This is a genomic window from Salinibacterium xinjiangense, from assembly GCF_014645015.1.
In the GTDB taxonomy this organism is placed as follows: Bacteria; Actinomycetota; Actinomycetes; order Actinomycetales; family Microbacteriaceae; genus Rhodoglobus; species Rhodoglobus xinjiangensis.
In genome coordinates, this window is record NZ_BMLC01000002.1 from 450354 (window position 1) to 472740 (window position 22387).

16 protein-coding genes are annotated in these 22387 nt (G+C 63.4%); 13 read left to right on the forward strand and 3 right to left on the reverse strand.

All coding sequences use genetic code 11. The features are described from left to right. Positions 1–479: 479 nt before the first annotated feature. The 5 genes from IEW81_RS08880 to IEW81_RS08900 all read left to right on the forward strand — a co-directional run bounded on the left by IEW81_RS08880 (position 480) and on the right by IEW81_RS08900 (position 4629). Positions 480–1766 (forward strand): hemolysin family protein, encoded by a 1287-nt coding sequence (locus IEW81_RS08880; RefSeq protein WP_097059562.1) that lies wholly within the window; start codon positions 480–482, stop codon positions 1764–1766. A gap of 290 nt (positions 1767–2056) precedes the next feature. Beyond that, positions 2057–2338: a hypothetical protein gene (locus IEW81_RS08885; protein WP_097059563.1), complete on the forward strand. Its 282-nt coding sequence runs from the start codon at positions 2057–2059 to the stop codon at positions 2336–2338. Between the two features lie 227 nt (positions 2339–2565). Further along, positions 2566–2961: a hypothetical protein gene (locus tag IEW81_RS08890; RefSeq protein WP_097059564.1), complete on the forward strand. Its 396-nt coding sequence runs from the start codon at positions 2566–2568 to the stop codon at positions 2959–2961. A gap of 9 nt (positions 2962–2970) precedes the next feature. Beyond that, entirely contained in the window at positions 2971–3207 is a 237-nt protein-coding gene (locus IEW81_RS08895) for a hypothetical protein (RefSeq protein ID WP_097059565.1), read from the forward strand. Positions 3208–3342: 135 nt separating this feature from the next. Next, on the forward strand, positions 3343–4629 hold the full coding sequence (locus IEW81_RS08900) for an ATP-binding protein (protein ID WP_097059566.1): 1287 nt from the start codon (positions 3343–3345) through the stop codon (positions 4627–4629). Positions 4630–4706: 77 nt separating this feature from the next. Here IEW81_RS08900 and glpK read toward each other — a convergent pair whose 3' ends face one another. Both glpK and IEW81_RS08910 read right to left on the reverse strand, forming a co-directional pair. Further along, positions 4707–6221 carry a glycerol kinase GlpK gene (glpK, locus tag IEW81_RS08905; RefSeq protein WP_097059567.1) on the reverse strand — a complete coding sequence of 505 codons (1515 nt, stop codon included), beginning with the start codon at positions 6219–6221 and terminating at the stop codon, positions 4707–4709. A 55-nt stretch (positions 6222–6276) separates the two neighbouring features. Then, complete coding sequence (locus IEW81_RS08910) at positions 6277–7005, reverse strand: MIP/aquaporin family protein (protein WP_229671318.1); 729 nt, start codon at positions 7003–7005, stop codon at positions 6277–6279. Between the two features lie 277 nt (positions 7006–7282). Here IEW81_RS08910 and IEW81_RS08915 point away from each other — a divergent pair, with 277 nt between their 5' ends. From IEW81_RS08915 to IEW81_RS08930, 4 genes are all read left to right on the forward strand, one after another. After that, positions 7283–8299, forward strand: coding sequence for a sugar-binding transcriptional regulator (locus IEW81_RS08915; protein ID WP_097059569.1), 1017 nt, complete (start codon positions 7283–7285; stop codon positions 8297–8299). A gap of 84 nt (positions 8300–8383) precedes the next feature. Continuing rightward, the gene (locus tag IEW81_RS08920; protein WP_097059570.1) at positions 8384–8632 is read left to right on the forward strand and encodes a hypothetical protein; all 249 of its coding nucleotides are present in this window, start codon (positions 8384–8386) and stop codon (positions 8630–8632) included. A 117-nt stretch (positions 8633–8749) separates the two neighbouring features. Continuing rightward, a complete protein-coding gene (locus IEW81_RS08925) occupies positions 8750–10501 on the forward strand; it encodes a glycerol-3-phosphate dehydrogenase/oxidase (protein WP_097059571.1) in 1752 nt (583 codons plus the stop codon). A gap of 203 nt (positions 10502–10704) precedes the next feature. Then, complete coding sequence (locus tag IEW81_RS08930) at positions 10705–11736, forward strand: LLM class flavin-dependent oxidoreductase (RefSeq protein ID WP_097059572.1); 1032 nt, start codon at positions 10705–10707, stop codon at positions 11734–11736. On the opposite strand, the gene IEW81_RS08935 is transcribed toward IEW81_RS08930, so the two are convergent. Then, positions 11733–12644, reverse strand: a complete 912-nt coding sequence (locus IEW81_RS08935; protein ID WP_097059573.1) for a DUF4349 domain-containing protein — start codon at positions 12642–12644, stop codon at positions 11733–11735. The two genes, IEW81_RS08930 and IEW81_RS08935, sit on opposite strands and share 4 nt — an antisense overlap. 219 nt (positions 12645–12863) lie before the next feature. Here IEW81_RS08935 and IEW81_RS08940 point away from each other — a divergent pair, with 219 nt between their 5' ends. From IEW81_RS08940 to IEW81_RS08955, 4 genes are all read left to right on the forward strand, one after another. Next, a complete protein-coding gene (locus IEW81_RS08940) occupies positions 12864–13622 on the forward strand; it encodes an alpha/beta fold hydrolase (protein ID WP_229671319.1) in 759 nt (252 codons plus the stop codon). A gap of 221 nt (positions 13623–13843) precedes the next feature. Further along, the gene (locus IEW81_RS08945) at positions 13844–14818 is read left to right on the forward strand and encodes an aldo/keto reductase (RefSeq protein ID WP_218839957.1); all 975 of its coding nucleotides are present in this window, start codon (positions 13844–13846) and stop codon (positions 14816–14818) included. 371 nt (positions 14819–15189) lie between these two features. Then, positions 15190–16710: a sugar transferase gene (locus IEW81_RS08950; protein ID WP_097059576.1), complete on the forward strand. Its 1521-nt coding sequence runs from the start codon at positions 15190–15192 to the stop codon at positions 16708–16710. 2 nt (positions 16711–16712) lie between these two features. Continuing rightward, positions 16713–22355: a DUF4082 domain-containing protein gene (locus tag IEW81_RS08955; protein WP_229671320.1), complete on the forward strand. Its 5643-nt coding sequence runs from the start codon at positions 16713–16715 to the stop codon at positions 22353–22355. Positions 22356–22387 lie beyond the last annotated feature (32 nt).

The window sequence follows — 22387 nt, forward strand, 5'->3', positions numbered from 1 at the left end:
TGAGCTGAGGCAGCGTCGGGCGATAGGAGTGGTTCCAAAGGGATACCGCGCAGGGGTCTCGCATGAAACAAATCAGGCACAGGAGCTCGAAAGATTTCGAGGCATGTCCCAGCATCTGATGGTCGAATTCAACCCGGATGCCTTGGTTGAATTCACACGCTTAGGCCAGCGTCGAGTGATGCGCGTCGTCTCAGCAGGGAATCCCAGGCCCGGGAGTTGACGTCTGTATCCCGCCGTCACAGGAACCGGGGAACAGGGCCAGCCCCGACATTCACAGGGAGACGATGGATGGTGAGGGCACTGTTTGCGGGGTTCTGCTGTGGTTCTGCTGTCAGGAGGAGGCTTCTCACGTTTTTCTTCCTCATGCTCCGTTAGCCTTTTGGCATGGAGAAAACAGCCGAAAGTTCCTCTGTCGACGGTCACCATCCCGGCGCCCGGATCACGCCGGGCGCGACCCGCTCCATGGTTGCCGAAGTGTCATGAACGGCGACCTTGCTGTAAATATTGTGCTTGTCATTGTGTTCGTTCTGGTCGGTGGTGTCTTCGCCGGAACCGAAATGGCTCTCGTCACTCTTCGCGAAAGCCAAGTCAACGCGATTGCCGCTCGCGGAAAGCGCGGCGAGAAGGTCGCGTCTCTTGCGCGAAATCCAAATAGATTCCTCGCTGCGGTTCAGATCGGAGTGACCGTGGCGGGATTCGCGTCGGCCGCTTTTGGAGCCGCCTCGATAGCCCCTTCCGTCGTGCCGCTCTTTGTTTCGTTGGGCCTGACTGAGCAGGTATCGGCCACCCTGGCAACACTCATCCTCACTCTGCTGATCGCATATCTTTCTCTTGTTCTCGGTGAACTCGTCCCGAAACGCCTGGCCCTGCAACGAAACGCGGCGTTCGCTTACGCGGTTGCGCCGATTCTCAACGGGTTTGCGGTGCTGATGCGGCCGGTGATCTGGCTGTTGTCGGTATCGACGAATGTGATTGTCCGCGTTCTTGGTGGGGATCCACACAAGGCCGGCGAGGAGATGTCTGAAGAAGAGTTGCGGGACATCGTGTCAAGCCATGAGGGTTTGCCCGAAGACGAACGACGTATCCTCGACGACGTTCTCTCTCTGCGCCACCGTCAGCTCAGCCAGGTCATGCGCCCCCGGCCCGAGGTGGCAGCATTGGATGGCGCCGGGACGGTGCGCGAGGTCTCTGTGATGGCGCGTGAGCAACCATATTCGCGCTACCCAGTGCTTGACAGCTCCATCGATGACATCGTCGGCTTCGTGCACGTGCGTGATCTTTATCAAGCGATTGCGGAGAACCCGGACAGGGCTGTGCGGGAAATTGTTCGCCCGATCTCTTACTTGCCGGCCACAGCGCGAGTGCTTCCGACCCTGACGATGATGCGGGCGGAAGGCCAGCACATTGCCGTCATCGTTGACGAGTACGGCGGAACAGATGGCATTGTCACCCTTGAAGACCTCGTTGAAGAGGTCGTGGGTGAAATTTTCGACGAGTACGACACGGACACTGCACCCCTCGACCTTGCCTCGGAAGGTGGCACCGTAGACGGCCGTCTTAACTTCCAGGACTTCGAGGAGACGACCGGGGTGCGCCTGCCGCTCAGTGCCTCTGATACTGTCGCCGGCTTCGTGATTGAACAGCTCGGCCGATTAGCGCAGGTCGGAGATGTCGTCGAGCTTGATGAGGTCACGCTGCAGGTAACCGCGATGGATCGGCGACGTATCTCCGAATTGCTCATCACCCCGCGCGCCGAAGCGCTCTAACCGCGGCGGACGGCGGCCCGGCGTCGCACCCCTCCAGGTCCACGCAGCTCGCTGCGGCGTCGGGGGCCGTTTGCGTTACGCCGATGTCCCTAATAGTTCGGACCTTTCCCGAGTCTTTCTTATAGTGACTTCGTGGACCCACGCGGTGTCGCAGTGCGCACTGAACCGTCCCGGGATGGTGTTTGAGAAACGAGTGTAAAGAAGGATCGGCTTTTTGCAACGTCCAGCTTTCTGTAACACGATGCCGTCATGCCGAGGCCCGCTCATCTGAACCGACCAGGAGCCGTACCGTGAGCAAGGAGTGGTTGTGGCAGGACTGGCCGGGCTGTGATCGCAAGGCCAACTCAGGAATAGACCTGGCCGACAAAACCGAGTGCGCGTTTCTGCGGGTGTACGACAAGACGTTTCTGCGGGTGTGGGACAAGACAGCGATCCGCGCTGATCGCCGTCTCTCCATGACCGCAACCCCGAAGATCTCTGCCGAATCCGTTCGCACGCAAACGGCCGAGAAAGCGGCGGTGCTGGTGAGCGCTGCGGCTGTCTGGTCGTGTCACCTTTGGCTCACGCATTGAATGCGAAGAGTGCCGATTAGCGCGAAAACTCCGTCGTAAGAACCGCCTCTGACGCCCCTGTCACGCAACGTTTACGCGGATCAACCCTGTTTTATGGCGACAATCGGGGCTTTATGGCGACAATTGGAGCGCGGGCGACGAAGAGGAGGTGGAGCGTTCACGACTCCTGGGGTCCACCACCATTAGTGGCCCCGTTCGCGGTCGCTCGACTGCCCTACTGTTAGGCCATGACTTCTCGAGTCATCCCGGCCATCGCTGCCGCCACCCTCGCGATCGAAGCCGTTGTGGTGGGCGTCACCGTCGCGAATGCGCGACCGCTGCTGTTGCCTGTCACGGTCGACCTCGACGATGGCATCACGCTGGCAACGGTGAACCTGGGTGTGGCTGCCATCGTGCTGCTCGCATTCTCGGCGCTGTGCCGAGGGGTTTCAGCACTGTGGCCGGCTCAGGTGATCAGGTGGATCGAGTGGTCGCAGGTATCGGCTGTCACGGTGTTTCTCATCGCGCAACTGAACGGGATACGGGATCTCGCTGCCCTCGTCGTGCTCTATTCACTCACGGCAGCAGCCCGCCTGTTTCTCCTGCTGCACGATCGTTCGGGCGGGCGGTGGCCGTTCGCTTAGGGAGCCGCCGTGGGCATAGTTCCCTGGGGTGTCATTGCCTTCTATCAGATCGGTGCGATCGTGGCGGGTGACGATCCTGCCCCGATCGTCCGGGTGATAACGATCGCCATGCTCGCGATTGCGGCCGGATATTGGTTCGTCGCGTTCCACTACAGGGTCACCGGGCTGGCTCAGACGGTCTTTGTCACCGCGCACGTCAGTCTTTTCGCCTGGCTCGCTATGGCTTCTCTTCAGCAGTCTGTGTAAGACTGCTCCCACAGCGGCGCCTCTCACTCGGTGCGTCGATCTCGCGCCACCCACCGGTTGCCGAAAATCTGTCCAGGCCTTCGCCATGATCTTGGTTGAGCCGCAGCCGATCCGTACGAGTGAGAGAAGAATTCCATGCCGTCATTTCGTGTCAGAGACTTCCATCCTGAAGATGTGGAAGGCATTCTGCACCTCTGGGAAGAGATGCGCGATTCGCCCGCAGAGCCCGTGTACGGGCTCTCGGAGGTGCTGGCGTCGTGCCAGGAAGATCATGCTGTCGTCGCCATCCATGATGAGAAGGTGATTGGGGCGGCCGTTGGTCGCGCCGCCCACGCCCAGGGTTGGATCGTCTTCCTCTCGACCACCCTGGCGTGGCAGGAGAAGGGCGTGGGCCGCGCGATGCTCGGGGCGCTGGAGCGCAAGATGGCGCCATATGGCCTCTCGAAGCTCTCGGCTCTGCTGCCCGATACCGCCATGCGAGTCGATGCGTTCGTCGACCAGGGCTTTCAGGTCAAGAAGAATCTGCGGTACTTCGAGCGCGAGATTCCTGTGCAGCGCAAAGAACTCAGCGTGCTGTCGGAGGTCGGCGGGCGCTTGATGGCCCGTGGGCTTTGGGACGAGATCGGTGGCATGGCTGCCGAGAAGGAGCTGCTCGAGCGGCGACTCGTGATGCCACTCTCCAAACCCGATCTCGCCGAGAGCTACGGAGTGGTGCCGCCTCGCGCCGTCATGCTCTTCGGCCCTCCCGGAACCGGCAAGACGACGTTTGCCAGGGCGATCGCCTCCAGGTTGGAGTGGTCGTTCATCGAGGTGTTCCCGTCGCGGCTGGCCGTCGACCCCAAGGGGCTCGCGGGTGCCCTGCGGGAGACGTTCCTCAAGATCGCCGACCTCGAGCATGCCGTCGTCTTCATCGACGAAGTCGAGGAGATCGCCGCACAGCGCAGTGGTGAGCCGCCATCGCCGCTGCAGGGTGTCACCAACGAGCTGCTGAAGATCATCCCCGCCTTCCGGGAACAGCCGGATCGCCTGCTCGTGTGTGCAACCAACTTCATCAGGGCGCTAGATTCGGCGTTCCTGCGTCACGGTAGATTCGACTACGTGATCCCGATCGGGTTGCCGGATGAGGATGCCCGACGCTCGATCTGGGAGAGATACATCCCCGCCACAGCCGCCGGTGACATCGATCTCGGCGAACTCGTCAAGCGCACGGACGGATTCTCGCCGGCGGACATCGAGTTCGCGGCGCGAAAGGCTTCCCAGAGTGCGTTGGAGAAGACCTTTTACCCGGATGATCCGGCGACGATCGCGACGGGTCCGGTCACTCTCGACTACCTCGAGGCGATCTCGGCGACGCGGGCCACAGTCTCGCGGGATGTTGCAGCGGAATTCCTTCAGGACATCGAGCTGCTCGCCCGGCTCTGAGGCGCTGCAGGCCCCTCTAACGCCAAAACCGGTCATCCACCACTGTGGTGGATGACCGGTTTTGGACGTTGCAGGTTTTACTGGACGTCGTCGTCGACCCAGTCGAAGGTCTTGGTGACGGCCTTCTTCCAGTTGCGCAGCAGGCGCTCGCTCTCGTCCGAATCCATGCTCGGGGTCCAGCGGCTGTCTTCCTGCCAGTTCTTACGCAGGTCGTCCATGTCACTCCAGAACCCGGTGGCGAGCCCAGCGGCATACGCGGCGCCGAGCGCGGTCGTCTCCGCGACGACCGGCCGTACGACGGGTACGCCCAGGATGTCCGCCTGGAACTGCATGAGCAGGTTGTTGGCGATCATTCCACCGTCGACCTTCAGCTCGGTGAGCGGCACGCCCGAGTCGGCGTTGACCGCATCCAGCACTTCGCGCGTCTGGTAGGCGGTCGCCTCGAGTACGGCGCGAGCGATGTGCCCCTTGTTGACGTAGCGCGTGAGACCGACGAGCGCACCGCGCGCGTCTGCCCGCCAGTACGGGGCGAACAGCCCCGAGAAGGCCGGAACGAAGTAGGCGCCGCCGTTGTCGTCGACGGTTGCGGCGAGCGACTCGATCTCGTCGGCCGACTTGATCAGGCCCAGGTTGTCACGCATCCACTGCACAAGCGACCCGGTCACAGCGATCGAGCCCTCGAGCGCGTAGTGCGGCTTCTCATTGCCGATCTTGTAGCCGAGGGTGGTGAGAAGACCGTTCTGCGAGTGGATGATCTCCTCGCCCGTGTTGAAGATGAGGAAGTTACCCGTGCCGTAGGTGTTCTTCGCCTCGCCGGCGTCGAACGCGGCCTGGCCGAACGTGGCTGCCTGCTGGTCTCCCAGGATGCCGGCGATGGGCACCTCGCGCAGCAGGCTGTTGGGCTCGGCAACTCCATAGACCTCGGACGAGCTGCGGATCTCCGGCATCATCGACAGGGGCACGCCGAAGAGGTCGAGAATATCCTGGCGCCACGAGAGGGTCACGAGATCCATGAACAGGGTGCGGCTGGCGTTGGTGACGTCGGTTGCGTGAACGCCACCGTCGACGCCACCCGTCAGGTTCCACAGCACCCAGCTGTCGGTGGTGCCGAACAGCAGGTCGCCAGCGTCAGCCTTCTCGCGCGCACCTTCGACGTTTTCCAGGATCCACACGATCTTCGTGCCGGAAAAGTACGTGGCCAGTGGAAGCCCGACGATGGGCTTGAATCGTTCGACGCCGCCATCTGCGGCAAATCGGTCGACGATCGACTGCGTGCGGGTGTCCTGCCACACGATGGCGTTGTAGACGGGCTCTCCGGTGTTCTTGTCCCACACCACGGCAGTCTCGCGCTGATTGGTGATGCCGATTGCCTTGATGTTGTGTCGCGTCAGGTTGGCGGCAGAGAGCGCCTTGCCGATGACTTCGCGCGTATTGTTCCAGATCTCATTCGGGTCGTGCTCGACCCAGCCCGGCTTCGGGAAGATCTGCTCGTGTTCGAGCTGGCCCGACGAGACGATCGATCCCGAATTGTCGAAGATGATGGCCCGGGTCGATGTCGTACCCTGGTCGATAGCGATGACGTATTCACTCATGAGGATAAACTCCGTTGTTTTTTCGTTGGGTTGGATGGTCGCTACTGGGGTGGGACTAGGCGCCGGCTGCAGCGGTCAGGATGGGCAGGAGAGCAAGCGCTGCCCAGCCCGCCAGCACCCCGCCTACGATCGGGCCGAAGATGGGAACCCAGGAGTAGCTCCAGTCGCTTCCGCCCTTGCCCTTGATGGGAAGGAGTGCGTGGGCGATTCGCGGGCCGAGGTCGCGCGCGGGGTTGATCGCGTAGCCGGTGGGCCCACCGAGTGAGACGCCGATTACGATCACGAGCAGCGCGACGGGTAGGGCGCCGAGGGCTGCGAGACCGCCGTCTCCCTGGCGTCCACCGCCGAACGCGATCACAACGAACACGAGCACGAACGTGCCGATGGCCTCAGTCACGAAGTTCCAGCCGTAGCTGCGGATGGCCGGTCCCGTTGCGAAAACGCCGAGCTTGTTGGCCGGGTCGGGCTCATCGTCGAAGTGCTTCTTGTATGCGAGCCAGCAGAAGACGGCCCCGAGGATCGCTCCGACCAGCTGCGCGCCGATGTAGGCGAGGATTGAGAGGAGGTTGACGGGAACGCCCGATCCGAATTCGGTCACGCCGTTGGCGACGAGCCCGAGCGTCACGGCCGGGTTGAGGTGAGCTCCCGAGTTGTAGGCGACGATGACACCAGCGAAGACCGCAAGTCCCCATCCGATGGTGACCATCAGGAATCCGCCGTTGAAGCCCTTGTTCTTCGCGAGGGCGACGTTGGCCACCACTCCCGTTCCCAGGAGGACAAGCAAGGCCGTCCCCACTATTTCTGAAAGAATTACCACACCGAGATTGTCCACGTTGACTGTCCTATTCTGCGCCGATGCTGGCCTGGGGTCAGGCTCCACGACATTGGGGTTTGAATGTTGCCCCCCGACGCTATCCGCGTCAGTGAGGCTTCAACAAGAGAACCACGGTGCACGTTCGTGCATCATCCCGAGCGCAAGCGTGTCCTCACCCGGTCAGGCTGGGTACATTTGTCACAGGTAAACCTGTCAGCGATCGCGCACATACGTGCAAGGGAGAATGATGCCGAACCGAATCGATGCCGATCAGCCGGAGAAGGTTCGCGAAGCACTGCGAGCTGCCCACCTCTATTACCTGCAGGATCTGACGATGGATGCGATTGCTCGGGAGATGCACACCTCCCGCTCATCCATCTCCCGGCTTCTCGGGTTCGCCCGGTCGACCGGCCTCGTCGACATACAGATCCGCTCACCGTATCGAGGGTCGTCCAGTCTCGAAGACGCTATCCAGAAGCGCTTCCAGATCGCTACCCACATCGTTCCCGTACCCGACCATGCGAGCAACGTCGATCGACTCGAGAGGGTGTGCATGTCGGCCGCAAGGATGCTCGACCGCTACCTCGATTCGAATATGGTGGTCGGTCTCGCCTGGGGTTCGACCCTCACGGCGATCAGCCGACACCTCGTGCCGAAAGAGTTGCACAACGTCCAGTTCGTTCAACTGAACGGGGCGGGCAACAACCAGACGACCGGCATTGTCTATGCGAGCGAGATGCTCCGTCGTTTCGGTGACGCGTATTCCGGGACCAGCCAGCAGTTCCCGGTGCCGGCATTCTTCGACGATCCTCGTACGAAGGAGGCACTGTGGCGCGAGCGCAGCACCCGACGTGTGCTCGACATGCAGGCACGCATGGACGTGGCGCTGTTCGGTCTCGGATCTCCCTTCGCCGACGTGCCCAGTCACGTTTACATAGGGGGTTACCTGGAACCCAGGGATTTCGAGATGCTCGACGAGGCACAGGTCGTCGGCGATTGTGCCACGGTCTTCTACCGTGCGGATGGAAGTTACCGCGACATTCATCTCAATGATCGAGCGAGCGGCCCTGACCTCGACCAGTTGCGTCGCACGCCGCGACGCATCTGTGTGGTCTCGGGTGCATCGAAGGTCGCGAGTCTCCGGGGGGCACTCGCCGCCAAGCTCGTGACCGACCTGGTCATCGATGAGGGCTCGGCGAGGGCCCTTCTCGAGAGCGCAATGAGCGACATCGAGCATGCCTCTGCACACATGGTCAAGCCATAGCGCTCGCGACAGAAGCCGGGTTAGCGTCAGAAGCAACGCGGACGTCGTAGTCGCGCACATGATCACCGAGCGAAGGAGCTCCTCATGACCGAACAGAATAATCACGATAAGAAAAGTGAATCGCCCGACGTCGAGGGTCGTTACACCGAGGTCGATGGGCAGGCTCCCGACGCCGTGGCAGTGCACGGCGATTACACGGCGGAGGAAGGCCACCCCGCCTCTGACAGCCTCATCGAGGGCGAATACACCGACGTCGAGTCCGATCCGGATGCCCACGATCGCGACGGAATCGAGGGCCAGTACACGGACTCGGACGAAAAAGACGAAAAATAGCGCCCTGCACGTACGTGCAAGTTGGTTGGCCTTTCGGTCACCGCCCCGCGACCCCGTAATACTCTGACTGAACCGCCGGACACGGCGCGAAGCGAATCGACGTGCAGGAATAATCCCATGACAGATAGCCGCCTTACCGCCCAAACCCGCGACAGCGCGCTGGCCAGACTTGCTGCCAGCGTGAAGCCCGGCCAAGAACTCGACATCCTCGTCATCGGCGGGGGAGTGACGGGAGCAGGCATCGCTCTCGATGCCGTCAGCCGCGGGCTGTCTGCCGCGGTCGTCGAGGCCCAGGACTGGGCCTCAGGTACCTCGAGCCGCTCGAGCAAACTCATGCATGGCGGGTTGCGATACCTGCAGATGCTCGACTTCAAGCTCGTGCTCGAGGCTCTGAAGGAGCGAGACCTGCTACTGACCGAGATCGCGCCGCATCTGGTGCGGCCGATCCCCTTCCTATACCCACTGCGTCACCGCGTCTTCGAACGACTGTTCGTGGGCGCGGGAATCATGCTCTATGACCTGCTGGCGAGCGCCAGAACGGGGAAAAGGGCACTGCCCTTCCACCGCCACCTGTCACGCAAGGCCCTCAACGAGACGTTCCCGGATTTCGCGAAGGATGCTGCGGTGGGTGCAATCGAGTACTGGGATGCGAACGTCGACGACGCTCGATTCGTGCTCACGGTATTGCGAACCGCCGTCGAGCGTGGCGCCCACGCTGCCGCCCGGACCCAGGTCGTCGAGCTCACCAAGAATGCGGCGGGAGCCGTCGACGGTGCAGTGCTGATGGACCTCGAGACCGGGTCGACCTTCACGGTCAAGGCGAAAACGGTCATCAGTTCGACCGGCGTCTGGACGGAGGAGTCCCAGTCGCTGGCCGGCAATGACGGTGGGCTGCGCGTACTCGCATCCAAGGGCATCCACATCGTCGTACCCCGCGACCGTATCGAAGGTAGCGCGGGCCTCATCCTGCAAACGTCCAAGAGTGTGCTCTTCGTCATCCCGTGGTCGCGCTATTGGGTGATCGGCACGACCGATACCCCGTGGACCGAAGACCTGATGAATCCGGTCGCCACCGCCACCGATATCGATTACGTCATCGCCGAGGCCAATAAGGTGCTCGCACGCCCGATCAGCCATGCCGATGTCGTCGGAACCTGGGCGGGACTCCGCCCGCTCCTGCAGCCGGGGACGAAGACCGGTACGCAGTCTGCGAAGGTTTCACGCGAGCACACCGTCGCATCCTCCGTTCCCGGGTTGGTCTCGATCGCCGGGGGCAAGTTCACCACCTACCGAGTGATGGCCAAGGATGCTGTCGACTTTTCCCTCGGGGCAGCCGCGAAGGGCCGCCCCTCGGTGACCGAGCACATCCCGCTTATCGGCGCAGACGGCTTCAAGGCGGCGGAGCGGGAGCTGCGCTCCATCATCGACGGCCTCGGCTGGTCGTCGAGCATGACCGATCACCTGTTCCACCGATACGGAGCGAACGTCCGCGATATCGCAGAGATCGCGCAAAACGACCCCAGCCTCGCGATGCCGCTGGAGCATGCACCGGCTTATCTGCGGGCCGAGATCGTGTACGCGATCACTCACGAGGGTGCGCTGCATCTCGACGACCTCATGATGCGCCGCACCCGCATGGTGTACGAATACCTCGATGAGGCGATGGATGCCCTTCCTGAGGTTGCGGAGCTGGCGAAGTCCGTGCTCGGCTGGAGTGACGAGCAGGCCGCGCGCGAGACCGAGCTCTATCGCAAGAGGGCAGCCGCGGATGCGGACGCCGCAGACCAGCCGGACGACGCGAGCGCCGCTCGCGTTCGAGCGGCCGCCGTCGAGATCGTTCCGATGGTTGCCCTCGGGGCATCATCGTAACGAAACCACGTCGGCCGGTTTCGGCCTGATCGCCGTATCATAGCCCTCGACCGGTCGTGGTGGTCGGTCGTCGACAGGAGGCCCTGACCCGCTACATGCGGGTTGGGGCTTTTCTGTGTCACCGTGGAATACAGATGCTGCAACGATGGTTTATCGAAGCATGCGTTTGCATTGATATGGTGCAATGATACGAAGGAGCCACCGTGGCACAGCAGGTCGAGTTCGGTCTGGACACGTTTGGGGACGTCACGGTCGACGCCGACGGTTCGGCGATCAGCCAGGCGCAGGTGATTCGCAACCTCGTCGCGGAAGCCGTGCTGGCCGATGAGATCGGCATTGACTTCATCGGGGTCGGCGAGCATCATCGCCAGGATTTTGCGGTGTCTGCCCCGGAGGTCGTCCTCGCTGGCATCGCCACTGCCACGAAGAACATCCATCTCGGTTCTGCCGTGACGGTTCTGAGTTCGGATGACCCGATCCGGGTGTTCCAGCGATTCGCCACCGTCGATGCACTCTCGAACGGTCGGGCCGAAGTCATCCTGGGGCGGGGATCTTTCACGGAGTCGTTTCCCCTGTTCGGATTCGACCTCGGCCGGTACGAGCAGCTCTTCGAGGAGAAACTCGCGCTCTTTTCCGAACTGCTCAAAGAGCAGCCGGTCACCTGGAGTGGGGAACTCCGGCCGCCACTGGCCGAGCAGAGCGTGTACCCGCACACCGAGGGCGGCCGTATCAAAACCTGGGTCGGCGTGGGCGGCAGCCCGGAATCCGTTGTGCGGGCCGCCCGCTACGGCATGCCTCTCGTGCTGGCGATCATCGGCGGCGACCCCGCTCGCTTTGCGCCGTATGTCGACCTGTTCCATCGCGCACTCGCGCAGCTCGAGAAGCCGGACCTCCCGATTGCCGTGCATTCACCCGGATTCATCGCCGACACCGACGCCGAGGCCGCAGAACAGTACTGGCTGCACCACAGGGCGATGCGCGACCGCATTGGTGCCGAGAGGGGCTGGCCCGAGACGAGCAGGGCTGAGTACTCGAACGAGATCGAGCACGGATCCCTCTACCTCGGCTCGCCAGAGACCGTGGCCCGCAAACTCGCGAGCACGATCTCGACCCTCGGCATCCAGCGATTCGACCTCAAGTACAGCGCCGGAACGCTGCCACACGAACTCATGATGCATTCGATCGAGCTCTACGGATCGACGGTCATCCCGATGGTGAAAGACATGCTCGCCTAATCGGTTGCGGGCGTATTGGCCGGTTGCTCTGCCGCGGGCCGGGGCGCCCTCGCCGAGCGACGTCTCAGGATCACGACGACGACCAGCGCGGTGATGCCGATGAAGGTGAGCCACGGCAGCAGCACCCCGAACACGACGAGAAGTCCAGCGAAGAACGCAATGAACGAGGCCCAGCCCGCCGTGATCCCGTCGAAGAAATTGTCGGGCTGCAGGGGCGGGGCGGTGAAGTCCGACACCAGGTTCAGGGTGACCGTCGACAGGCTGACCTGGTCAGCGAGGTAGCGCCGCTGGCTTTCGAGGCTCTCCAGCTGGGCCTGGCGGTCTGAGATCGCCGTCTCGAGGGTGATGAGATTCTCGGTGTCAGCGGCTGTCGACAACAGCGTGAGTAACCGGTCGACGGATGCGCTCAGCGCCGTGATCCTGGCATCCAGATCCTGGGTCTCCATCGTCACATCCGCGGAGTTCAGCGACACCTCCTGCACCGCTCCGAGCTTCCTGAGCTTGTCGAGGGTGGCCGTCAGCGTGTCCGACGGGACGCGGATGGTCAGGGTCGCGCTGCCGTCGTTGCCGTTGACGGGAGCGGTTTCGGAGCGGCCGTCGACCCGGCCTCCCGACTGTTCGACGATGCGGACGGCGTCTGCTGCGGCATCCACCGGCTTATCGACAGTGATGGTGACGTAACCGGTGACGATGACCTGGCGACCCGAGTCTGCTGTCGAGTCTGCAGCGATCGAGTCGCCGCCTGTCAGTTCGCCGCCGTCGCGAGAGAGGAAGGGAGCCTGCTCGGTGGTGATGCCAGGACTGTCGATGGCTGGGCTGTCGCTGCTCGCACCCGAGCTAGCCGAACACCCGGCCAGGGCCAGCGTGACCCATACTGCCGCTGTGGAAAAGATCAGGATTCGCCTCATGGCAACACGGTAGCCCTCCGGCCGAGAAGGCAATACCCAACGTTTCTGTGCGAGCGCGCCGAGGCTGAACTTGGTGCCACCGCGGCGGAGAACGGCGTCAAGCAAGAGCTGCGTAACTAGCCCGGTTCAGCGCAAGGGGGCGACCGGCGGTGCCTCCCGCTTCGACGTTAAGCTGTGCCCATGGGTTGGTGGAGCACGGTAGTCGAGAAAATTCGACCGGTGACAACACCGCTGCTCAACATCGCCGACGATGCGGGGGATGGCCCCGTCATCATCCTGATCCACGGTATCGCGTCGTCCGCGGCCACGTTCAAGCGGCTTGTGCCGCTGTTGACAGACCGCTATCGGTGCATCTCGATCGAACTGCTCGGGTTCGGGGACTCCCCGGCACCCGCCCACTCCACCTACACGATCGAAGCGCACGTGGCGGCGATCCATCACACGATCCGCTCACTCCATCTGACGGCACCGTTCGTGCTGGTCGGGCACTCGCTCGGCAGCCTGCTGTCTGCCCGTTACGCGGCTGTGCATCCGGCGCACGTGTCGCGGCTTGTGTTGGTGAGCCCGCCCGTGTATCTCTCGCCTACCGAGATGGGGGATCCGCGCGCCCGGTGGCGACTCGGTGCTTATATGCGCGCCTACGAATTCATGCGGGAGAACAAGGAGTTCACGATCGGAAATGTGGAACGGATCGCGAGCCTTTTCCAGTTGAACGACGTGCTCGAGGTCTCGGAGCGAAACTGGACCCCGTTCATCCTGAGCCTCCAGAATTGCATCGAATCCCAGACCACCGTCAGCGATATCGCCTCGATCAGGGTGCCGATCGACGTGATCTATGGCACGCTCGACCAATTTCTCACCCCTGGCACGATGAGCATCATCGAGCAGATGAGGCACGTCACCACCCACAGGGTAGAGCTGAGCGATCACCTGATCCGCAAACGGCTCGCGAAGGCCGTGGCCGGCGTCATCAACTAGCCCTCGGATTCCCGCGCGGGAAGGGAGAGTCGCGGCCGCCGCACTCCACGAGTCCGGCCCATGCGCCGCCGCGTTTGGCGAGGATGTCGACGTATGGTCGCACCAGGGGCTGCGCCACGAGTTCGAATCCATTCCTGCCCCCGCAACGACGGCGAGGCCCGCCGGCTGCTCTCCCGACCCGGCAATTCTACGGGCGAGCCGCAGCCCCCTAGGGTGGAGGGATGCGCACAACACCCATGACCAGGCTCGGCCGTTCAGTCTCAGCGATCGGGCTCGGCACGTGGCAACTCGGTGCCGACTGGGGAGATGTCAGCGAGACGGATGCCACGGCGATCCTTGAGGCGTCGGTCGAGTCTGGTGTGACGATCTTCGACACCGCCGACGTCTACGGTGACGGGCGCAGCGAGCAGATCATCGGTCGCTTTGCGGCGTCGCATCCCGAGGTTTTCATCGCCACCAAGATAGGTCGGCGGCTCGAGCAGGTGCCCGAGAACTACTCGATGGAGAATTTCCGGGCCTGGACCGACCGTTCCCGCGCCAACCTCGGCACGGACACCCTCGACCTGGTGCAGCTGCATTGTCCGCCGAGCGCCGTTATCGAGAGCGACGCCGTCTTCGACAACCTCGACTCCCTCGTAGAAGAGGGAGCGATTGCCCATTACGGGGTGAGCGTCGAGACCGCAGACCAGGCACTCACCGCGATTGCGCGACCCGGGGTCGCCAGCGTACAGATCATCCTGAACGCTTTCAGGCTGAAGCCCCTCGATGCCGTACTGCCTGCTGCGATCGACGCAGGCGTTGCGATCATCGCGAGGGTGCCACTCGCCTCCGGCCTGCTGAGTGGAAAATACACGAAAGACACCACGTTCGCGGCCGACGATCACCGCAACTACAACCGCCACGGGGCGGCGTTCGACGTGGGAGAGACGTTCTCGGGCGTCGACTACGACGAGGGCGTTGCCGCAGCACAGGAGTTCGCGGCGCTCGCGGAACAGATCGGATTGACGGCCCCCGTCGCAGCGCTCGCGTGGCTCTCCCAGCTCCCCGGCGTCACCACGGTGATCCCGGGCGCTCGGAATGTCGCCCAGGCCGAATCGAACGCATCAGCGGGTGCGGTGAAATTGCTCGACCTCACCCCGCAGATCCGTGAGCTGTACGACCGTCGGTTCCGCGCCGAGATCCACCACCGCTGGTAGTACAGGGAGTGTTCCGTCAGTGGGGCCTGTCCCCTCAGCGTTGTGTAACCAACGCGCAAACAGTGCTGGTCTAATCTCGGACCAATAATGCTGCTGCACGGCGTGTCGACTTGCGCTCCGGCTCTCACTCAAAATTTTCTTGACGCAGTGGGCGCTCAGCACTAACCTGACTTTACTTCGGAAACCCGACCGAAGCGTCAGCAATTACCCGAAAAATCCGCTGGCTCGTGCACCACCTGTACCCAGCAGGCAAAATCCATGAACGCTCCTCCCGAGGTGTTTTTCGCGCGCCCAATCCAGCCCGAACAGCACAGAATTTTTCTCGCCCCTCTCGCGTCAGTCACGTCTGACTCCCAGGCACGGAGCACGCAGTGAGCGGCATCCTGCGCCTCGGCCTGGCGTCGTCGCGGTCCCGCGCGATCGACATGCCGGCGGCCGCCCCCTCGCGCACGGCCTCAGCTACTCGCGCTCCGAAAGCAGCTTCTGCCTCCTGGGCCCACCGCCAGGTGCACGCTCGCCGACTGACCGATCTGGTCGTCGTTCTCGTCGCGGTCGTGGCGTCCGTCGCCACTGGGATCTGGACCGGGCTCAACTCCTGGGGCCCAGCGGGGCACCAGGTCGAGATCGCCGCAGCGTTCACCCTGATCTGGTTCGGAGCCCTGCGTGTCCGTCGTACGTCTGAGCTTCGGTCTGTGGGTCGCAGCAGCGAACTCGGACGGGTGGTCGGCGCAACCCTCGCGGCATTCGGGGTGCTCGCCGCTGTCAACGGATTTGTCGGCGTCGACGGGCTGCGAGCGTATCTGTTGGTCGGCCTTCCCATCGGACTTCTGCTTCTCGTCGCGGGCCGCACGTTCTGGCGACGTCGGCTGGACGCGGATCGAGCGCTCGGGCTGAGCCTGCCTCGGGTCGTCGTCGTCGGTGCAGCTGCTGACATCGATTTCGTGGTCGAGCAACTCGCACGCTCGACAACCCCCCGGTATGTGGTCGCGGGTGCGGTTCTGTCTGAGGGTCTCCTGGCAACTGGCGCCGCGGCGTCGGCCGGATTGTCCCCCGTCGACAGGACGAGTGCCGTGACTGACGCGATCGCCGTCGCGAACGCTGACCTCGTCATTCTCGCCAGCCACCCGGGGGACGGGGGCGAGTTCGTGCGCGCGCTGTCCTGGCGGCTGGAATCCAGTCAGGCAGAGCTGGTGCTCGCGTGGTGCCTCGATTCGGTCGACCGATCTCGGGTGCGCTTCGACACGATAGATGGACTTCCTCTCATGCATGTCGCCACTCCGACATTCTCCGGTGGCAAGCACCGCACGAAGCGGGCGATGGATGTGGTGGCCTCCGGGCTGGCGCTGCTCTTCCTCGCGCCGCTTTTCGGAGTGATCGCCCTTTTTATCCGCCGTGACACCGCCGGTCCGGTGTTTTTCCGGCAGGAGCGCGTCGGTGTGGACGGCACCAGGTTCTCGATGGTCAAATTCCGTTCGATGACCACGACCGCCGAGGCGGATCTTGCCGCGCTGCTCGAGCAGAACGAGGGCAACGGTCTGCTCTTCAAGCTGCGCTCCGACCCGCGCGTAACCCGAGTGGGCTCCGTGCTGCGCCGCTACTCGCTGGACGAGCTTCCCCAACTGTGGAACATCTTCGTGGGGCACATGAGCATCGTTGGCCCGCGCCCTCCACTCGTGCGCGAGGCCGAGCAGTATGACGATCGAGTACAGCGTCGGCTCTACATCAAGCCCGGTCTCACCGGAGCCTGGCAGGTAGGCGGCCGGTCAGATCTGAGCTGGGAAGAGAGCATCCGCCTCGATCTGAACTATGTGGAGAACTGGTCGCTGCTCGGTGACCTTCTCATTATGTGGCGCACAGTCGGTGTCGTCATCGGACCGGTAGGGGCGTACTGACCATGGCGAGTTTCCCGGCTCGACGCCCACTGTCGATGATCCGCCAGCCCGCCGCGAGCGTTTCGCCAGCCCCGCGATCCCGCGTGGCCCGCTTTGCTGTCGCGACGGCAGCGATCTTCGGACTCGTCGCCAGTCTGCTCATCGGAGTAACAGCCGAGCCTGCGGACGCGGCGGTCGACCCCTGCGGCCTCGCTTCGAACAGGATCGTCTGCGAGAACAGCAAGCCGGGAACCGATCCGGTGATCTGGGACATCCGCGGCGCCGGCGATCCGACGATCCAGGGCTTCGGAACGGATATCAGCGTCAATGTGGGCGCGACGATCGGATTCAAGGTCTCCACGCCTGCCCCGAGCTACCGACTCGACATCTACCGCACCGGCTACTACCAGGGACTGGGCGCGAGATTTATCACCACTGTCAGCCCCTCCGCAACTCTCCCGCAGAGCCAGCCGCCGTGTGCCTCCGAGGCCGCGACCGGCCTGACCGATTGTGGTAACTGGGGTATCTCCGCGTCGTGGGCCGTCCCCTCGACAGCCGTATCCGGTGTTTACATTGCTGTGCTCCACCGCAACGATACGGGTGGTGAGAGCCACATCATCTTCGTCGTGCGCGACGACGCCAGTCGCTCCGATGTGCTGTTCCAGACCTCGGATCCGACGTGGCAGGCCTACAACACCTACGGCGGATCGAGCTTCTATCAGGGCGGTGCCGCCAGCCGAGCATACAAACTCAGCTATAACCGCCCGTTTGCGACCAGGGAGGGCGTGACGGCTCGCGACTTCTACTTCAGTTCTGAGTTCGCCCAGGTGCAGTTCCTGGAGCAGAACGGCTACGACCTGACCTATGCCGCCGGAGTCGATACCGATCGGAACGGCTCGCTGCTGCTCAATCACAGGGTGTTCCTCTCCGTCGGTCATGACGAATACTGGTCGACTGGCCAGCGCGCGAACGTCGAGACGGCTCGCGACGCGGGAGTCAACCTCCAATTTCTGTCCGGCAATGAGGTCTACTGGCACACCCGTTACGAGGCGTCGACCGTCGACCCAACGTCCAACGGTTACCGCACGCTGGTCTCGTATAAGGAGACGTGGAGCAACGCGAAGCTCGATCCGAGTTCTACCTGGACGGGAACGTGGCGCGATCCAAGATTCGCCTCGCCGAGCGCGGGAGCAGGGAGGCCGGAAAACGCCCTCACCGGCAGTATGTACAGATCGAACGATGATGACCTTCCGATTACGGTGACGGCCGATCAGGGAAAGACCAGGCTATGGCGCGGTACGTCGTTGACGTCTCTGGCTGCAGGGGCGAGCCAGCCTCTTGCCCCTCATACCGTCGGTTACGAATCGAACGAAGTCGTCGACAACGGGTTCAGCCCGGCCGGGCTTGTCACGCTGTCGACGACGGTGGGCCCATCGCCGCAGATTCTGCAGGATTTCGGCTCGACCGTGGCTCCCGGCACCACTACTCATAACCTCACGCTGTACCGCGCACCGAGCGGCGCGCTGGTCTTCGGGGCCGGCACGATCCAGTGGGCGTGGGGACTCACGCAGAATCACGATGGTGCTGGTGCCCCTGCCGACCCTCGGATGCAGCAGGCGCAGGTCAACATTCTCGCCGACATGTCGGCACAGCCGCTGACCCTGATGAGCGGCCTCGTTGCGGCGCTCAGGAGCTCAGACGTTACAGCGCCCACCGTCACCATCGTTGCTCCGGCGTCGAACACCACCCCGGTCAATGGCGAGGTCGTGACCGTCTCCGGAACCGCGCAGGATGTGGGCGGAGTCGTCGCCGGCGTGGAGGTTTCGACGGACGGCGGGACGGCCTGGCACCGGGCGACCGGTACGTCGATGTGGAGCTACTCGTACAGCCAGAGCGGCTTGGGCGCTCAGGCGACAAAGGTGCGTGCCACCGATGACAGCGCTAACACCTCCTTGCCGACGACGCTGCCGCTGGCAGTCACAGGACCAGCAAGCGTCTTCGGCGCGGAGACGCCGTTGGTCATTGACTCTGCCGATCCGAGTCCGACCGAACTCGGACTGACTTTCACCCCCGATGTGAACGGCTTCGTTACCGGAGTGCGCTTCTACAAAAGCGCGGCAAACGGCGGGAATCACAGCGGGTCGTTGTGGAGCGCAACGGGCGCCCTGCTGGCACGGGTCACCTTCACGAATGAGACGGCAAGCGGATGGCAGACCGCCCAGTTCTCGAACGCGGTCAGTGCGACCGCAGGGCAGAAGTACACAGTGTCCTACACCGCACCGTCCGGGCGCTACTCGTCGGGCTCCTACTACTGGACGTACTGGTCGAGACTGTCGCCGCCGTTATCGGTGCCGCACGCCTATGGCGCGGCGTCTCCCGGCGTCTTTGGTAACCCCGGCACTTACCCGACGTCGAGCTACCGTGACACCAACTATTACGTGGACGTGCTCTTCTCGACGCAGAATGTGACCCCGCTGTCTGTCTCATCGCGTTACCCGCTCGCCGACTCCACCTGCGCCGGCACCGCAACCGCGGTGACGGCGTGGCTGGCGGGTACGGTGACGCCCTCGACCGTCTCCCTGTCACTCAGGACGGCCTCCGGATCCTCCGTCGCCGGATCCAGTACCTTCGATGCCGGGACGGCAAAAGTCACACTCACGCCGACCACGGCCCTCGCCCCGGGCACCGCTTACACCGCGACGATCACCGCGACCGGTGCGGCAGGAGGTCTTACTACCGGGCAGACCTGGACCTTCACAACCGCAGCAGCGGGGAACGCTGCATCCTGCCCGACGTCGATCTTTTCGACCTCGACAGTGCCGGTCGTACCGCTGGTTTCGGACAGCCCGGTGACCCTCGGGGTTACCTTCAACTCAAGCTCCGACGGTTCTATAGTGGGCATGCGCTTCTTCAAGGGTTCCAAGAACACGGCGACGCACACCGGGACGCTCTGGTCGTCGACGGGAACGTCACTGGCGACCGCCACTTTCGTGGGGGAAAGTGCCAGCGGGTGGCAGAGTGTCTATTTCAGTCAGCCGGTAGCCATCACCGCTGGCACGAAGTACGTCGCGTCATACCGCTCGACGAGCGGCAACTACTCCACGACCACTGCCATCTTCGGTCAGGCCTACCAGAGCGGATTCCTGACGGTTCCGGCCAGCGGTGCCGTCTACGGCTACAGCGATGGCTTCCCCTCGTCACCGTCGTCCACCAACTATTTCGTGGACGTGTTGTTCGCCCCTCCTGGCGGCAGCGGCACGCCGCTTCCGATGGTTACGTCGAGCATCCCGGCAGCGGGTGCCGCGGGAGTCGCCACGTCGACCACGATCAGTGCCGTCCTCTCGACCTCTCCAGTGACGGTGCCGTCCATTGCCGTCTCGGCTGGCACTGTTGCGGTCGCCGGAGCGACGACGTACACCGCCAGCACGAGCACGCTGACGTTCACTCCGACTGCACCACTGGCCGCAGGAACGACATACTCGGCCGTCGTCGCATCCGGATCAATTCCGCTCGCCGGGGGCTCCTGGTCGTTCACGACGGCTGGATCGGCACCCACGGGAACGTCGTACAGTCTGATCTCGGGCCTCCCGGTGACCGAGTCATCCACCGATGCCAGCGCGGTCGAGCTCGGAATGGCTTTCACTGCGTCCCAGGCCGGCACGGTCACCCAGATCCGGTTCTTCAAGGGCGCCGGCAACACCGGCACGCACCGCGGATCGGTCTGGTCGTCGACCGGTACGCGGCTCGCTAGCGTGACCTTCACGGGTGAAACCGCGACCGGATGGCAGACCGCGACGTTGGCGAGTCCTCTCGCGCTCACAGCGGGAACGACGTACATCGTCTCCTACTTTGCGCCGGTCGGGCGCTACTCAGTTACGGCCAATTACTTCAGCGTCGCAAAAACCAGCGGCCCCCTGACCGCGACCGCCACGACCAATGGCAGATATGTTTACGGCTCAACTGGTGGATTCCCGACAGCGAGCTACCAGGCGACGAACTATTTCGTGGATGTGACGTTCGTCACCTCCACGCCGGTTCCCGTGAGCGTGGTGTCGATGACTCCCACGCCCGCTGCGGTCGGAGTCCCGACCTCGACTTCGGTGACCGCCGTTATGTCGGGGGACAGCACCACCGGAACGCCGGCCATCACCCTCACCGGTCCGGGCGGGGCGGTGGCCGGAACCTCAGCCTATTCTTCCGCCACGAAGACCGTCTCATTCGTCCCGAGTGTGGTGCTGGCTGAATCCACCGCGTACGCGGCGACGGTGTCTGTGGGCGCGACAGTTGTCAACGGCGGAACATGGACGTTCACCACCGGGGTGACCACTGCGCCGAGTTCCCAGTATTCGTTGATCTCGGGCACACCGACCATCGCAGCGAACAGTGACACGAGCGCCGTCGAACTCGGCATGGCATTTAGTGCCTCCCAGGCAGGTTCGGTTACGGCGATCCGCTTTTACAAGGGCACGGGTAACACCGGAACCCACACCGGGTCGCTCTGGTCGACCTCCGGAGCAAGGCTTGCCAGTGTTACCTTCAGCGGGGAGACGGCGAGCGGATGGCAGACCGCGACTCTCTCGACGCCGTACGGACTTTCGGCCGGAACGACGTACATCGTGTCGTACCTCGCGCCGAACGGCGGGTATTCGAGCACCCCGTCCTACTTCACCGCTGCGCGCACCAGCGGTCCTCTCACCGCAGACACCAGCAATGGACGATATCTCTACGGCGCGGCTGGTGGCATGCCGGCATCCGTGTGGAACTCGACGAACTACTTCGTGGACATCGTCTTTGCTCCTGCAACGACCTCGACCCTTGCAACGATGCCGGCTCCTGTATCGGCAACGACCTCGACGCTTGCAACGATGCCGGCTCCTGCAACGACCCCAGTGCCGACCGCTTCTGATGTCACCGTCGGGGTAGTGTCGCCAGCGGCGGGGGCCACCGATGTCGCGCCGACAATCTCCATCGCGGCGGCGGTCAGCGGAGCGGATGCCGCAACCGCATCGATCGCGGTGACATCCTCCACGAGTGCGGTGCCAGGGACGAGCACGTATTCCGTCGATTCCGGCCGTGTCACCTTCACGCCAACTGTGCCTCTTGGCTGGTTGACGGGGTACACCGCAACCGTAAGCTCCGGGTCGACGCAGATCGGATCATCCTGGTCGTTCACGACGACGACGGTGCCGGTCACCGTGACAGCCCAGTCGATCTTCGCTGCTGATGCAATGCCAGCGAACGTGAACTGGAACGACACGGCCACGATACAGGTGGGCACTCGGTTCTCGACGTCGGTCGTCGGCACGGTGACGACCATCCGGTTCTACAAGGGGCCGACGAATACCGGCACCCACACCGGATACCTGTGGTCTGCCACAGGCATGCTGCTCGCGACGGTCTCGTTCTCAGGTGAGTCGGCCAGCGGATGGCAGCAAGCCTCCCTGAGCACGCCGGTAATCCTGGAGCCGGGTCTCGAATACCGCGTCGGATTGCTCAGCACCACAGGAATGTACTCGGTCGACCTCAATGGTCTCGGGACGGCGATGACGCGCGGCTCGCTGAGCACACCAGCAAACGGCGGCGCCTATGTCTCCGGAAACGCGTTCCTGAGCACTACGTCTGCCCACAACTACTGGGTCGATGTGGCTTTCGTTCCGATGTCGTGACCACGGATCGCAGGTCATCACCGGTGCCTGCA

Bases quoted from the DNA above. Each gene is read 5' to 3' on its own strand.
- IEW81_RS08925 (WP_097059571.1), top strand. From the start codon at position 8,750: ATGACAGATAGCCGCCTTACCGCCCAAACCCGCGACAGCGCGCTGGCC.
- IEW81_RS08890 (WP_097059564.1), top strand. From the start codon at position 2,566: ATGACTTCTCGAGTCATCCCGGCCATCGCTGCCGCCACCCTCGCGATC.
- IEW81_RS08920 (WP_097059570.1), top strand. From the start codon at position 8,384: ATGACCGAACAGAATAATCACGATAAGAAAAGTGAATCGCCCGACGTC.
- IEW81_RS08915 (WP_097059569.1), top strand. From the start codon at position 7,283: ATGCCGAACCGAATCGATGCCGATCAGCCGGAGAAGGTTCGCGAAGCA.
- glpK (WP_097059567.1), bottom strand. From the start codon at position 6,221: ATGAGTGAATACGTCATCGCTATCGACCAGGGTACGACATCGACCCGG.
- IEW81_RS08955 (WP_229671320.1), top strand. From the start codon at position 16,713: ATGGCGAGTTTCCCGGCTCGACGCCCACTGTCGATGATCCGCCAGCCC.
- IEW81_RS08935 (WP_097059573.1), bottom strand. From the start codon at position 12,644: ATGAGGCGAATCCTGATCTTTTCCACAGCGGCAGTATGGGTCACGCTG.
- IEW81_RS08900 (WP_097059566.1), top strand. From the start codon at position 3,343: ATGCCGTCATTTCGTGTCAGAGACTTCCATCCTGAAGATGTGGAAGGC.
- IEW81_RS08945 (WP_218839957.1), top strand. From the start codon at position 13,844: ATGCGCACAACACCCATGACCAGGCTCGGCCGTTCAGTCTCAGCGATC.
- IEW81_RS08880 (WP_097059562.1), top strand. From the start codon at position 480: ATGAACGGCGACCTTGCTGTAAATATTGTGCTTGTCATTGTGTTCGTT.